Below are 15146 nucleotides of genomic sequence, written 5' to 3'. Positions count from 1 at the left end.
TATTTTACGGGAGCGCCCTCAGAGCTTTCGCCTGCCGGATATGAGCAACCCCTTCCTGACAAAGGCCGTACGGCTCCCAAGGACAATCATAACAAAGACGATGGATATCGCTTGGCTGAATCTCCTCGGCCACAAGGCTGCAAAGCTCTTCCCAGCTAAGGCGGTTACCAACCGCCAGACCAAGCTCGCCCAATATCTCCTTGTCTTTCCGATAGACGCTTGGATTATGGCAATGACACGGCTGATCAGCCGGGAATGCTGCACAGATCCTATCTGGGCCTTCCATGATTTCAATAATGGTCTGCGGCTTCAGCCTCAAGGTTTCGTATATCGAGGTCATATTCGTACAGAAGCCCTCGGAATATCCCTTGCCCCGATATCCAAGCAGACAAAATAAATGATGCCCTCTTAAGGTAATGGTTTGCATTCGGGCCGCCCCTCTCCGTGTATATGTTAACCTGATTTTATCACACCAGTTAACATATGAGGAGTCTTATTTGTCCGGAGGCACGTCCGGTTCATAACGATACTGTTCAAGGTCAATTCGGCCGTTTATCCCCACATACACCTCTTCCGCCTCCAGCAAATGCTGCTGCAGCATCCGCGATTCATCATCCTGAATAGCGATCTCCCCTTTTGCATTCACGACCCGATGCCAGGGCAGCTGGTGGATGCCGCTTAAGGAGTGCAGAATCCGCACGACCTGCCTCGCTCCTCTGCTGCTTCCCGCCAGCCCGGCAATTTGCCCGTAAGTCATCACTTTCCCTTCCGGGATTTGCTTGATAATATCAACTACTCTCTGCGTATAGGGCTGTAACATAAGCGCCAATCCTTTCCCCGCTGACGCGGACCAATCCTTTGTCCTTCTATCATACAATGAATGGATAAAAGTTACCTATCACTACTCAGCGAGCATCGCACAGCACAAAACGCCCGGCACGCAGAGTTGAATCCGCGGCCGGGCGCTTGAACATAAAGACTTATTCTATAATTCCAGCGAGTATATCCTTCCACTGCTCCGCGGTTGAGCTTCGATGAACAAGCCATGTCTCGCCCTTGCTGCTCTTTGGCCTGCGGATCATGACCGTACCTTCAGCAAGCACGCCGCCCGCGAAGTTATTCTCCTGCCAATCCAGCAGCTCAGCGAATAAACGCGGCACGGACCGGAGGTACACATTGTCCTCATTCTTGCGGAACAGGTCGGAGGTAATGATCAGCCTGCCGCCCTCTTGTACAAAGGCGATAAGCCTCTCTTCCAGCGCAGCATCATAAATTTGATGGAGTGGAACAATTAACGTCTTCAGGCCATCGAGCTGCTGTGCGGTATAGACAACCTCTGTTTGAATACCCGCTTCATAGAGATGCCGATAGATGTTATGGACGAGATAATCCGGGTATGCGATTCGGTCGGCAACGGATAGCTGATAGCTCCAGGAGCTGTCGAAATGATAATACAGCCCTACCCCTGCACGCTTCGTTTCCATTAATTCCGCCACATGCCCATACTTTGCCGTATACGATTGGACGACGCCGTAATTCCGGGAAGGCTCCCCGGTTAACGTCACAAGCTCCGGCTGCCCCCCGCCTTGCTCCTGACCCCATGGGAAAGGCTTCATCTTGAACAGATAGAATCGGCTGCAGCCCCGGTCACGGACCAGCTGCATATCCCGCTCCAGCTCTGTTGTTCCCGTCCCGTACTCCATCATCCAGAACGGCTTGCCAAGCACGCCCCGGCATGCATCCGCATAAAAGGCAATCTCATGCGGCTTGTTGCTGTAAATATCCATCCCTACAACGTCCAGATCCGCAAATAAATCAGGCCAGTTCAGGTTATCTCCCCAGCAGAACATGAAGGCGTTGGTTGTAATGGGCCGGTCACCGACGTAAGGACGGAGGGCTGCCGCCTGAAGACCAGCGAAGCGTGCCATACTGTCCGAGGAGAACCGGGCAAAATCCAGCTCCAGACTCGGGTGCTGCCACATGTTCACGTCCGCCCCGATGGGTGCAGGCAGCGGAATCTGATCAAACCGTTCATAACGCTGGGACCAGAAGGTCGTTCCCCATCTCTCATTAAGCGCCTCAACCGTGCCGTAACGCTTGCCCAGCCATTCATGGAAAGCATGCCTTGCCCCGTCGCTGAAATCATATTTGGTTTCCCCGCCGAATTCATTATCCAGCTGCCAGGCAACAACGTTTGGATGATCGCCGTAGCGCTCCGCCATTCTGTTCACGATCCGTAAAGCATGCAGCACATAATGATCCGAGGAATAAGACCGGTGCTGGCGGGCGCCAAAGCCGATCACTCTCCCCTGCTTATTAACGGGAAGAACGTCCGGATGCTTCTCCACGAGCCAGATTGGCGGACAGGCCGTTGGCGTACATAAGACAACATTAATTCCGTGAGCAGCAGCACGCTCAATGGCTGCATCCAGCCAGCCCCATTCAAATTGCCCGTCGCGCGGCTCCAGCACCGCCCAGGCAAATTCGGCTATCCGGACAGAACCGATCCCGGCTGCCGCAAGCTTGCTGTAATCGATATCCCATTGGTCCGGCTGCTCATGCTCCGGATAATATGCAATTCCAAGCTTCATGGTTTAAGCTCCTCTGCAGGGTCTGTTATCGAAATGACACATTCACAAACAATTGGCCCAGCTTCGGCGCGATACAACACTTCTCCACCCGGCAGGGTGATCTGAACAGGAATTGTTCCGGGCCGCTCAATCAGCAGACGGAATCGTCCTTCGTGTATGCTCCAATCAATATGAACCGCCCCATGCGGGGTTATGACGGCTCCCGATGCCGCCTGAAGCTCCCCGATTCTAGGCGCAACCGCAATACTTGCAAAGCCCGGAGTTAACGGCTGGACGCCGAGCAGCTCAGCCGGGAATTCATGCAGCGGCAATGCGCCCCAAGCGTGGCAGTCGCTTCGAACCGAGACCGGATCCTCCACCCAAGAGGTCAAGTGCAGCTCTGCCTGCGTCTTCCAATCCTCCCATAAGGCAAAGGTTCTCGAATACATGCCCGTCTTCGCAAGCACGCGGAACAAATAATAAGCCATCGCGCAGGATACTTTAGCAAGTCCCTCCGTCTCGAGTGTACGCAAAGTTAATTGCCGTGCTTCCTCACCGGTAACCGTATCCGTCAGTACCGCCCAGATCTGCGCATGCTGGCTGAGTGCATCCGGCGAGCCGGGACTATCCATGAACAAGCCTTGCTCCGCCGACCAGCAATGCTGCCGGATAGCTCGCTGCAAAGCTTCTGCCCGCCCGCGGTATTCCAGCGCTGTATCCCTCCGCCCGGTTGCTTCATTCAGCTCGGCCGCCTTAAGAAGCGCATCCACGACCATCAGATTATAAATGGTGTTAGGGCCCGACCTGCCCGAAGGCGGTGCGCCCGCGTTATGGCGCCAGTCCTCCGTCCAATCGACAAAGGACCAATAAGCTTCCGGCATAATGCCGACCAGCCCCGATTCCTTCTCTATCCGCGCTTCGAACCAGTCAAGCACAGCATCCATCGTTGGTCTGTACCGCGCGGCATGCGCCACATCGCCCGTATACCAATAATGATCGTGCACCATCATGATCCAGAACAACGCAAAGCCCGGAATGATCTGACGGTTAACGGATGGATAGCGGCTCTGCAGCATGCCCGTTGGCAGCAGCGAGCTGTGGAAATCATAAATCGCCTTGCGCCCCAGCCGGTCATCCCCGCTTACATAATAGGTGAACAGCGCCTGCAGCCGGCTGTCCAATTCATACTGCATCTGCTCATAATAAGGGGTATCCTCATACGTCTCATGCATACAATTCCGGAGCGTATTTAAGCTGATGCTCCACAAAGGCGATAACGAGGAATCCGAGCTGTCGAAGCTTGCCGTCACATCCAGCGGATAGCCGGTTCGCAGGAAAGTTAAGCGCTCTACAACAACGGGCTCGTCAGCTGCCTCAACGGTAAGACGGATGAATCGAAACGCTCTCCGGTGGAACGGTTCATACTTTTCGCACTCTTCCGCACCCCGTCCAAAGCCTGCTATCCGATATGTATCTTCAAATCCATATAAAGCTTTGCCTTCCGGGTCATCCCGGACACCCTTGTTGCGCTGACCATTTGGAAACGGCTCATACTCATAACATTCCGAGTATAGAATAGCCGCGTTGCCGCCCGCTCCACCGCTAAGCGACAGCTGCGGGAAGCCTGCCACAAGCTCGCCCGCGTGAAGCTCAAGAACCAGCCGCCTCCCCGCTGGCACCTCAATGCCCAGCAGCCCGCCGGATTTCACCGGTTCGTTTGCCCAGACCCGGTCACCGCACTCTCCCCGGACGATCGTCTTAAACTCGCAAGTCTCCTCTCTCATGAAAGGAATAGGACGAGGAGTAAGCAGCCAGCTGCTGAGGCCTCCATACATCTTGTCATGCGTATCCGCCACAACCGCTGCGGCCGACCAATCCGCATCAACAAAGAATGCGTCCCGCCAGCCATGAGGCCAGCCGGCACCGTCTGCGATTTCTCCGCCTCCAATAAAGAGGGTAGCCGTTTCCGGCGCAAGCTTCGCCGAGTCTGGCGGAATCGGGTAACAAAGCCAGCCTTCGCGTCCGGTATCCAGCTTCTCTACTTCACGGCCGGCCTGATCTGCCAAATCGCCTTGAAGCAAAAATACTCCCCGGTCCTTGCGCCAGACAGAGGCTGGCCCTTTATCCCCCTTATAATGAACAACTTGTGCCGCCAGCACATTGGTACCCGGGCGAAGATACGGCGTTAGATTCACGGAATCATAATAATGAACATTAAGATCCCCTTTGCACGGCCCGTAAGCAACCGATTGCCCGTTCACATACAGCCGGAACCGGCTGTCCGCCGATACATGAATCGTAAGCTGCGTGCCGCCATCTGTAGGAAGCTGAAACCTCCTTCGGAAAAGCACGGTCTCCATGCTTCCGTTTGTCGCCAAACCATTCTGATCTGATCCTGCCCAGATCCACTTTGCCGTCCACGCTCTATTCTCGTCCATCTTCTCCTCCTTTTCTCCCGTCAGCGGGCATTGCGGTAATCACCTGTACTTACGCCTGTATACGCCTTGAATCGTTTATAGAACCAGTCGAGCTCGCTGAAGCCTACCTCTTGGGCAATTTCATATACTTTTTTATCCGTGTGAAGAAGCAGCTCCTTCGCCTTCTCCATCCGCACCTGCAGCACATAATCGTTGAAGGACTGCTCGGTGTTCGCCTTAAACAGCTTGCCAAGGTAATTCGGATTCATGTAGATGGTTGCGGCTACTTCCCGCAGACTAATCGGACTGCTGTACTGTTCCTGCACGATCCGCTTAACTTCAGCAACGATCTTATTTGGCCGGACCTCCTTCATCCGCAGCATCGCATCGACGACATCCCCGCATTTGCTCTCCGTAAAACGCAGCAGCTCATCCATCGTCTTGATCCTCATGATCCGCTCATAGTCTCCTAAAGAGGGGTCAAACAGACGGTCATGGCTTGCTCCTTGTTCTTTCATAAGCCGGAACAGCTGGATCAGCAGCTCCAATACGGACATCTTCGCACGGCTTTCCGGCACTTGCTCTACCCGGAAGCACTCCCATAACCGAGCCAACGCCCGAATGGCCTCCGCACGCCGGCAGCTGCGCACCATCTCCAGCACTTCCGACTCCAGCGTCCGGAGCGTATCCCGCTCCCCCTCGCCCTCAGCGGCTTGCCCATGCGGCACAAGAACGGTTCCGGCCCCCGACAAAAACTTCCCGTCGAGCGCTTCTTCCGCCTCGCTCCAGGACTGCTTAATTCCCGTTACCGCACTTACACTTCCGCCAATGCCAATCGTGACAGACGCCTTCGCGTATTTCATTGCCGATGACAGCAGCTTCTCCGCCCACTGCCGGCATTCGTCCAGGCCCATCTCATGGGCGGGGCCGCCTATCAGGATACCGATTCTCTCCTCGGATTCTTCGAATACATATCCACGTCCGCTCGTTAACTCCTCCGCAATGTTGCGGATGGCAAAACGCATCAGATCGGTATCCCGGTCCTGCATCTCCCCGTCTGCAATGAAATCAAGCTCAAGCAAGAGACAGGCATACTTTTCTTCACTCGTTTGAAGTCCAAGCAATCGAAGCTGCTCTTCCAGCTCACGGGCAGCGATCTGCCCATGCACCCAGCGGCGAAGCAGCTGGTCCCGGCCGGCCGACAGGCCAAGGCGCTGCCGTTTCTCCAGCAGCTGCTGCTCGCGCATCCCGGCCGCCAGCTTTTTGAGCAGAGCAATCAGATCCTCTTCATCCACGGGCTTGAGCAAATATTCCTTCACGCCTAGCCGCAGCCCCTCGCGGGCATAAGCAAAATCATCGTAACCGCTTAAGATCACGACCGGTGTATCGGTAAACTCCTGCATCTCTGCGGCCATCTCCAGACCATTAACGACAGGCATCCGAATATCGGTAAGCACCAGGTCATACCGCTGGCTTCGCAGCATATCAAGCGCCTGCCGTCCATCCTGCGCCTCGCCCTTTACGGTAAAACCAAGCTCCTCCCAATCAATCAGATAACGCAGCGATTGCCGCGCAACCGGTTCATCATCCACGATCAACACGTTGTACATCCGGCTTCTCCCCCTGTCCGTCTCTTGGAATGCTCATCGTTACGATTGTCCATGCCCCGACTTCGCTTGATATTTCAAGCCCGTATCGGTCTCCGAACAGATGCCGCAGCCGGTGCTGCACATTTTGAAGGCCTATATGCGCGTCTCCCACCAGACTGTCATCGCTGTTTAACCGCTTCTGAATCTCCGCCAGCCGCTCCGAAGAGATGCCGAGGCCATTGTCTTTGATGATGAGCAGCAGCTCATCCCCTCTGCGTTGTCCACTTATCCGGATGTGAGAAGGGTTTGGACTCAGCTCAATACCATGAGAAATGGCGTTCTCGACAATCGGCTGGATACACAGCTTAGGCACCAGCACATCCATCTCTTCTTCGGCCACATCAATTTCGTAAGTAAATTTGTCACCGAACCGGTATTGCTGGATCTGCAGATAGCTGGATATGAAATCCAGCTCCTCCGACAGGCGGATCGTTGGACCACCCTTCTTGAGCATCATGCGGAAGGACTTGGCAAGCAGGCCAATGACCTTCGCATTCTCCCGGTCACCGGCAATCAGCAGCTTGCCCCGGATCATGTTCAGCGTATTAAACAGAAAATGCGGATTAATCTGGGTCTGCAGGGCGTACAGCTCCACTTCCTTTGTCCGAAGCGCATTCTCCCTCCGGTCCAGCTCCGATTGATAAACCTCGCCAATCAGCTCGCGAAGTCTTCGGACCATCAGGTTAAACATCTCGCCAAGCTGAGCAACTTCGTCGCTGCCTTTGACCTCCACAAAGCTGTCGAACTTATCCCGGTTGAGCCGCTTCATCTTCATCGCCAGATCGCTTAACCGCCGGGTCAAGCTGACCGACATGATCGAGATCAACAGCACGGAAGCGGCCAGCGCCACGGCAAAGAGCAGGACGGCAAGCGAACGGAGCTGCTGGAGCTTCGCGGATAACTCCTGCGTCGGAACAAAGGCGATCACCTTCATCCCTTTGACGATATTACGGGAATTCAGCGTCTGGTACAGAATTTGATAGGATTCCTTGTTCATCATCCGATCAAAGCTTCCATCCGTTCCATTCATCACTTCACTGCCAAACGACAGCTGGCTGATATTCTCTACCGCATTCTCCTTGTCGCTGTCGATCAGCACCGTTCCGTCGGACAACGCGAAGATCACGCGTTTGTTCTTGCTCTCCAGATCAACAAGCTGTGCGAGATTCTTGAGCCTGACCTCCAGCGACACGACGCTTGGCGAATCCCGGTTCACATTGTTCAGCCGTTTGCGGAAGCTGATGACCGGTTCTTTCTTCGGAAAAGTCAGATAAGGATGCGTCCAATAGCCTCCCGTGTTGTTGCTCATAACCTCCTTGTACCAGGCGGAGGAACGGATTTCGTCGTCAATGAGCTGCACGTTGGAAAAGAAAAACGATGGATTGTCCGTGAACACATCCACCTTCATGACATCCCGGGTCGATTGGATGGCGGAAAGAAACGGCTGGAATTGCTCGGAGTAGACTTCATATGCTTCTAATTGATCCGCATAACGGGAATCAAGAATGATATTAAGCGACGGATTGAGGAATAGCGTATTGGCGACATCCTCATAGGAGGCAAGTCGATTGTCGAGGTTTTGGCCGATCTGAGACAGGGATAAGGTAGCATTCTGCACGATGTGCTCATGCACCAGATCACTGCTTCGTTTGGTCAGCGCAAAAGTGACCGAGCCGAGCAGAAATAAGACGATGAACAGGTTGGCTAGAATGAGTTTCGTCCGGATCTTCATGCGTCTTATCCCTCGCCCTCCATGGAGTGTACGGTGAAGCAAAAGAACGTACGCCTTGCACAAGTGTCAAGGCGTACGCGGTATATAGCTTACAGCCTGGCTTAAGTTAGTTACTCCCCGATGGTGGCTTTAAATTTGGCGTTGAAATCTGCCCAGAGCTTCGTATAAGCATCATTCACATCTTTAAGTCCCGCTTTTTCCATAGTAGATTTCATGCCATCCCAGCTGCTGTCAAAGTCGGTCGGACTCTTCGCCATAATGAGCTTCGGCAAATACTTCTTCCAGGCTTCTTCGATTTTCTTCGCTTGCAGGCTGATATTTTCCGGCGGCGATACTTGCCACAGGTAACCAGGTACAACTACGGCCGGCGGCAGGAAGTCTGCCCACACTTCTTTTCCGTATTTCGCCAGTACTTCTTTGGTCATATCATCATACACGCTGAGCTGATAATCCTTGGTCAGCGGAGTCGCATAATCGCCATCACTCAGCTTGGCGCCATCGCCTACGTTAAACCAAGCACCACTACCCGTTCCGTTGCTCGTAAAGCCTTCTTTGGTGCCATGGTCGGGATCGGTTTTGCGCGCTTCCAGCTCGGCTGGCAGCAAGGTGCGTTTGCCGTCCTTCACTTCGTAATGCGTACCCTCAATACCCCATTGTGACAGGATCTGGCCTTCATCCGAGAAAAGGTAGTCTACGAACTGGATGAACCGCTCCGGATTTTTCGCCGAATTGGTCACTACCCACTGCAAGCTGCCGGCAAAAGTCGGAACGACAGTATTGGTCTGATCCACGGTATCCTCCGAGAAGAACAGCGGCAGGTAAGCATATTGACGTTCCGGATGTCCGTCTTGGCGGAATTGCGTTTCCACGTTGCCGACCATCCATTTTGGTGCATAGGCAGCTAATACGCGGCCTTGTGCCAGCTTCTTCGATAAATCATCCTGGGAGAAAGCTTCTTTATCATATAGTCCGTTCTGGTAAAGCTTGTTCAGGAAGGAATAATATTTTTTCGCATCTTCAGTTACTGGGTTGTACTGCACATTGCCGCTCTCATCAATCCGGAAATTGCCGTGGTCAGGAAGCCCTGATGCGCTGATAATCGGATTGTTGTACTCAATGTTGACCTGCCAGCCGGCCATAGCGCCGGAGAAGCCGATCGTATCTTTGCCGTCAATCTGCGGATGCTTCTCTTTGTAGGCTTTAAGAATTTCATACAGCTGATCCAGCGTCTTGATCTGCGGATAACCCGCTTCCTTCAGTACATCGTATTGAACGATAAAGTTGGCGGAAGCATCGGCTTTGGCTTCGCGGCTCTTGTTCACGCCGTAGATGGACCAAATTTTGCCGTCTTCATCCTTGAGAAGGTTGAAGTATTCGCCAAACTTTTCTTTAATGTTCGGACCGTATTGATCGATCAGATCATTCAGCGGAATCAGAGCACCGCCGTCCTTATATTTCTGGATTTCCTGCGGTCCCATCGCCATAATATCCGGATAGTCGCCGGAAGCAAGCCACAGATCCTGCTTCTGCGTTTCCTCGCCTACGATCAGATCGTATTTGAAGGAAACGCCTGTTTTTTCAGTAAACAGTTTTGTAATTGGTGTATCCCAGGTCAACTTCTCGTCTGCCGTATTCATGGTGTAAGTAATCGGCTCCAGCGGTGCCTTTGTCGGTTCTGTGGAAGCGCCTTCATTTGTAGCATTAGCAGCCTGCGAATTACCGCCATTGTTCGAGGCTTCCGAATTGCTGCCTCCGTTGTTATTGGAGGAGCAGCCTGCCATTACTCCTGTGAGCATAACGGAAGCAGCCATCAGTGTTAACCCTTTTTTCCATGTCTTAGACATATGGACACCCTCTCATCTTGTCATGATAATATCACCGGATTCGATGATCCGACAACACCAATCTTAGCTGCCTATTCCTTCATGGCAGCGAAGGTCATGCCTTTTACGAAATACTTTTGCAGGAACGGATAAACCAGCAGAATAGGCAGGGTTACGATAATCGTCATAGCCGCCCGGATTGTCTCCGGGTTCGTCCTTCTGGCATCCGTTGCATCGATGTGGGTATTGGCGCTCATGACCTGGTTTACGGAGCTGATCAGAATTTTCTGCAGCTCATATTGCAGCAGGTTCAGGTTCTCGTTGCGGCTCGCGTACAGGTAGTTATCGAACCAGGAGTTCCAATGTGAAACAGCGATATACAAGGTAATTGTCGATATGACGGGCAAGCTGATCTGGAGCACAATACGGAACAGGATCTGGAAATCCGTTGCGCCGTCGATTCTGGCCGACTCGACAATACCTTCGGGCAGCTGCTCGAAATAACTTCTCATAATGATGACGTTGAATACTCCAATTAGCGTGGGCAGGATATATACGGCAGCATGATTCATAAGTCCGATATTTTTGACCAGCAGATAAAACGGAATTAGCCCGCCGTTCACATACATCGTAATGATCAGAATGATGTTATACGTCTTGCGGAGGAAGAATTCCCTCCTGCTCAGCGCATAAGCGAGCATCGCGGTACAGATGACGCCAAGCGCAGTACCCACAACTGTCCGGATGACTGAACGAACCGCTGCCGACGCCAAACCTTCATTGGCGAAAATCGTGCTGTAGTTCTCCAGAGTGAAGACCCGGGGCCATACGTAGATGGTGCCCTTCAGCGTATCGCCCGCATCGTTCAAGGAGATGGCAGCCAGATTGAGGAACGGGAACAGCGTTCCGATTCCAAGCGCCAGCAGCAGAATGTAATTGCATGTACTAAAGATGACATCTCCAATGGACCGCCTGACTAACATTTCTCTCACCTCCTTGGAGCTCCGGCCCCGTTAGAACAATCGGCTGCCGGATGTTTTCTTGGCCGTATAATTGACCAGCAGAACAAGCACAAGACTCACAATTGATTTGAACATACTGACCGCTACGCCGTACGAATAATCGCCTATGCTGGTCGAATAGTTCAGGGCATAGAGATCGAGCACCTCAGAGCGGTTGATGACAACCGGATTACCCAGCAGGAACTGCGATTCATATCCGCTTTGCACGATCCATCCAACGCTCAGAATGAGCAGCAGGACGGCTGTTGGCATGATGCCCGGAATGGAGATATAACGCATCTTCTGAAATCGCGTCGCCCCGTCAACTTCCGCGGCTTCATAGTGCTCCGGATTAAGGCCTACCAGCACCGCGAGGTAGATAATCGTGTTCCAGCCAAGCTCCTTCCAGAAGCTCGCCGCCGTGTGGATCCACCAGAACCATTTTTCCTCCCCGAGAAAATAGAGCGGTTCCTGAATAAAGCCCAGCTTCATCAGAATAGCGTTCACGACACCGGCGTCCGGGGACAGCAGCGTAGCGAAGATGTTGGCAATGACGACCCAGGATACGAAATGCGGGATATACGTCAACGTCTGAATGACCCGTTTGAAGAATACGAACCGGATCTCGTTCAGGAATAACGCGAGACCAATCGCCCCGACAAATCCCGTCACCAGGTTCAGCACCCCCATGACGACGGTATTGCGCAGCGCGTTAAAGAACTGGGGATCCTGGAAGAGCAGCTTGAAGTTATCGAAGCCGGCCCACGGCGATTGCCACAGTCCAAGCGCTACCTTGTAATGCTGGAAAGCCATGATCCAGCCCCACAGAGGACCGAAGGAAAACAGCATAACGAGAAGCACGAAAGGCGTTGACATCAAAAGCAGCTGATACTGTCTTCGCATGACGAGGCTTTTGCCCGCCTTCTTCCCGGCCGTTTGAACAATCTCTTGATTCGTTAGTGTTTTGGCGGGTTTGGCCATATTAGTCTCCTTTCTTGACAGCAAGTTTGTAGTTATCGGCTCATCTAGGCAAATACGTACACGCCATAGGCAGGAATAACGGCTTTGCCTTCCAGTACGCGATCCGAGATCAGCTCCCGCATCGGTGCAGCAAGCTGAAGGCTCTGTTCCTCTCCCGCATGATTAATCGCAAAGATAAACCGCTGCGCGCTGTCAGCCCTTCTCGCCAGCTCCACCTCCTCTGGCGCCGATACCTCGGCAATCGGGCTGATGCCCGCCGATTCGCACACTAGGCCCATAAGGCTCAGCATACAGTCGGGGTCAGCTCCCGTGCCAAAGTAATAAGCGGTACCCTTGCCTACGGCATTACGCGTGGCCGCTGGTGTTCCGGCCATGTAATCCTCGGCATACCAAGCGATCGGCTCAGCCTTCACGCAATTGATGACATCGTACCAGACCGTTCCTTGCCCGATATGCTTGCCATCAGCAGCTTCGATCCGGCGCGACTCCCCCTTCCGAAGCGTGCCGTAGTCGGTGATGCGGATGCCAAGCAGTTCCCGGAATGCTCCCGGCAGCGTTGTATCATCCATCCGGTTGTTCCAAAGCTTCGTTCCGGAGCGGATATCGAGTACCACCGTGCCGCCTGCGGCCGTATAACGCTCGAGCTTCTCGGCAACACCAGGCTTCGCCATCATATAATGCGGCAGAACAACCAGCTTATAGGTTTCGAAATCGCAATCATCCGATACCACGTCAACCGGAATCCGGTTGTTATAGAAATACCGGTAATAAGCCTTCAGCTGCCGCTCATAGTAGTGCTCGAAGGTCTGCGGCTGAATCTCCATTATCCATTCGTTCTCGTAGGACCGGATAATCGCCACTTCAGCTCCGCTGCCGATTCCCTCCATAAGAGGCAGCAGCCGGTGCAGCTCTTCTCCCGTACGCGCCGCTTCTTCATAACGCCGGCCTGGAATGCCGTCATGCGGCAGCAGGCCGTGCCAGAACTGCTCCGCCCCGAATAGGCAGGTTCTCCAGCGGAAATACAGAATCGCATCCGCTCCATGGGCAACCGATTGGTAGGTCCATTTGCGGAGCTCGCCCGGCCTTGGAGTCGGGAACAGGATGTTGCCGCCCGGCGGGCCGCTTTGATGCTCCATCACCCAGAAGTTCGATTGCTTGAAGCCGCGGGTCGCATCAAGGGCAAGTGCCGCATTCCGAGGGTCCGGCTTATCGGCAAACATCAGGTTCGGATAACTGTCCAGCGAGGTGAAATCCAGCTCCTTCGACAAGTCAAAGTCATTGATCTCATTAAACATGCCCATCATGTTGTGCGTAATCGGCTGCCCTGGCGCAATGGAACGGATAATGTCCAGCTGCAGCTTCTGGAATCGAACAGCGGAATCCGATGAGAACCTCCGGAAATCAAGCTCCATCCCGGGATTATGAAGCGGAAACACCGTGTAGGCAGGCAGCTCAATTTCGCTAAACGCGTTATAAATCTGGCTCCAGAACACCGTTCCCCACTGCTCGTTCAAGTTATCAATGTCCGTATACTTGTCCTCCAGCCATTGCTGGAATGCGCTGCTGCAATTAGGGCAGTAGCAGCGGGTTGTATCAGTGCAGCCAAACTCATTATCAATCTGCCAGGCTATCACGCTCTCGTTGCTGCCGTACCGCTCCGCCATCTTTGTCACGATAGAACGGACATACACATGGTAGTCCGGATTGTTATAACAATAATGCCTCCGGTGGCCAAAGCCCCGGACAATCCCTTTATTGTCCCGCATGTATATTTCAGGATGGCGGTCCATAATCCACTTGGGCGGAGTAGCCGTCGGCGTGCCAAGCACAACCCGAATGCCTTCGGATGCCAGGATAGACAAGCTTCTGTCCAACCATTCAAAGCTGTACTCCCCTTCTCTTCGCTCCAGCTTGGACCAGGAGAATTCTCCGATCCGCACGGTCGTTATGCCGGCCTGCCTCATCAGCTTGGCATCGAGCGGCCAACGTTCTTCCGGCCAATGTTCCGGATAATAACAAACGCCAAAATTCATAGCTCGCAACATCTCCGTTCTGTTATAGGGCTGCATAGGTCTTAAGATGTATCAGCTCCTGCTATGACTCTATTATCTAATGAGACTGCCAGCGGCAAAACCGGAGAAGTGAGAGATGAACACCTGACAAATAAGTCTGTTTCGACGAAAAAAAGACTGTCCCAGGCTAATGGACAGTCTCATGTTCGTGCTGTTAAGTTATCTGCTTTGCGCAGACGGACCGCCAAACTTCTCGGGGAACTGCTTCACGATGCCTGCAGCAAGCGTATCGGACAGCATCATCAGATGCATCTGCCCTTCGTCATAAGCGGCAATATCCTTCTCCCAATCCTTCGCCAGCCTTGAAGTCAGGTTAAGCGCCAGCAGATCCAGATGCTTATCGAACATCTGCTTCAAGTCTGCGTAAGCCCAGTTCGGATTTGCACCGCTAAGAAATTTCACGATATCGTCGCCGTTCCGGAACCATTCCTTATTGTACTTCTCGAAATCCGTCTTGTTGCCGGCCTTCGCCGCCGTAATCACTTTGCCAGCCAGCTCAATGTGCTCTTTGAGCAGCCCCGCCAGCTTATTGCCGGCTTCTTCGCCGTAATAAGGCTTAATCGCATTGCCAATATCCTGCTGATTTCTCAGGAGCCGTTGTAACACCGGATTGGCGTCCTCCAGCCCTGCCAGCATGCTGATCATCGTATTACGGGTCCATACCGCATGATCAATCCACAGCAGCCGCAGATCATCCTTCAGCTTCTCGGCAGCCGGATTGATACACACCTGCTGCGACACCCGCTCGCTTGCCCGATTAGCTGCCCAGCCCTGCGCCGGCGCAAGGCTTAAGCTGAGCGCCATCGAAGCGGCAAGGATGGTCATTTTCCACCGATTGTTCTGTACTCTCATGATGAATGTTTGCTCCTTCAAGCATAAATTTGGTGAATGGGAACTCGTT

Annotated in this window: 11 protein-coding genes; all 11 read right to left on the bottom strand. The window is 53.3% G+C overall.

All coding sequences use genetic code 11. The annotated features are described in order from the left end of the window. Positions 1–4 precede the first annotated feature (4 nt). Positions 5–427 carry a DUF1284 domain-containing protein gene (locus BM200_RS26055; RefSeq protein WP_091189705.1) on the bottom strand — a complete coding sequence of 141 codons (423 nt, stop codon included), beginning with the start codon at positions 425–427 and terminating at the stop codon, positions 5–7. Between the two features lie 66 nt (positions 428–493). Then, positions 494–820 (bottom strand): MGMT family protein, encoded by a 327-nt coding sequence (locus BM200_RS26050; RefSeq protein ID WP_091189703.1) that lies wholly within the window; start codon positions 818–820, stop codon positions 494–496. Between the two features lie 160 nt (positions 821–980). Then, positions 981–2591 (bottom strand): beta-galactosidase, encoded by a 1611-nt coding sequence (locus BM200_RS26045; protein ID WP_091189701.1) that lies wholly within the window; start codon positions 2589–2591, stop codon positions 981–983. Next, entirely contained in the window at positions 2588–5008 is a 2421-nt protein-coding gene (locus tag BM200_RS26040) for an alpha-L-rhamnosidase-related protein (protein WP_091189700.1), read from the bottom strand. The genes BM200_RS26045 and BM200_RS26040 overlap by 4 nt, the downstream gene beginning before the upstream one ends. Positions 5009–5028: 20 nt before the next feature. Then, positions 5029–6597 (bottom strand): response regulator transcription factor, encoded by a 1569-nt coding sequence (locus BM200_RS26035; protein WP_091189698.1) that lies wholly within the window; start codon positions 6595–6597, stop codon positions 5029–5031. Continuing rightward, entirely contained in the window at positions 6572–8368 is a 1797-nt protein-coding gene (locus BM200_RS26030; RefSeq protein WP_091189697.1) for a cache domain-containing sensor histidine kinase, read from the bottom strand. Before BM200_RS26030 ends, BM200_RS26035 begins: the two co-directional genes overlap by 26 nt. Positions 8369–8478: 110 nt before the next feature. Continuing rightward, positions 8479–10212 carry an extracellular solute-binding protein gene (locus tag BM200_RS26025; RefSeq protein WP_091189695.1) on the bottom strand — a complete coding sequence of 578 codons (1734 nt, stop codon included), beginning with the start codon at positions 10210–10212 and terminating at the stop codon, positions 8479–8481. Between the two features lie 71 nt (positions 10213–10283). After that, positions 10284–11174: a carbohydrate ABC transporter permease gene (locus BM200_RS26020; protein ID WP_091189694.1), complete on the bottom strand. Its 891-nt coding sequence runs from the start codon at positions 11172–11174 to the stop codon at positions 10284–10286. A 30-nt stretch (positions 11175–11204) separates the two neighbouring features. Beyond that, positions 11205–12173, bottom strand: a complete 969-nt coding sequence (locus BM200_RS26015; protein WP_245773161.1) for an ABC transporter permease — start codon at positions 12171–12173, stop codon at positions 11205–11207. Positions 12174–12217: 44 nt separating this feature from the next. After that, positions 12218–14206 carry a beta-galactosidase gene (locus BM200_RS26010; RefSeq protein WP_175533027.1) on the bottom strand — a complete coding sequence of 663 codons (1989 nt, stop codon included), beginning with the start codon at positions 14204–14206 and terminating at the stop codon, positions 12218–12220. A 198-nt stretch (positions 14207–14404) separates the two neighbouring features. Then, a complete protein-coding gene (locus tag BM200_RS26005; protein ID WP_245773160.1) occupies positions 14405–15097 on the bottom strand; it encodes a glycosyltransferase in 693 nt (230 codons plus the stop codon). Positions 15098–15146: the final 49 nt, after the last annotated feature.

This window comes from Paenibacillus catalpae (assembly GCF_900112695.1).
GTDB classification, from domain to species: domain Bacteria; phylum Bacillota; class Bacilli; order Paenibacillales; family Paenibacillaceae; genus Pristimantibacillus; species Pristimantibacillus catalpae.
The sequence above is the reverse complement of the archived record's forward strand: the minus strand, read 5'-3'. Positions and strand labels throughout refer to the sequence as shown.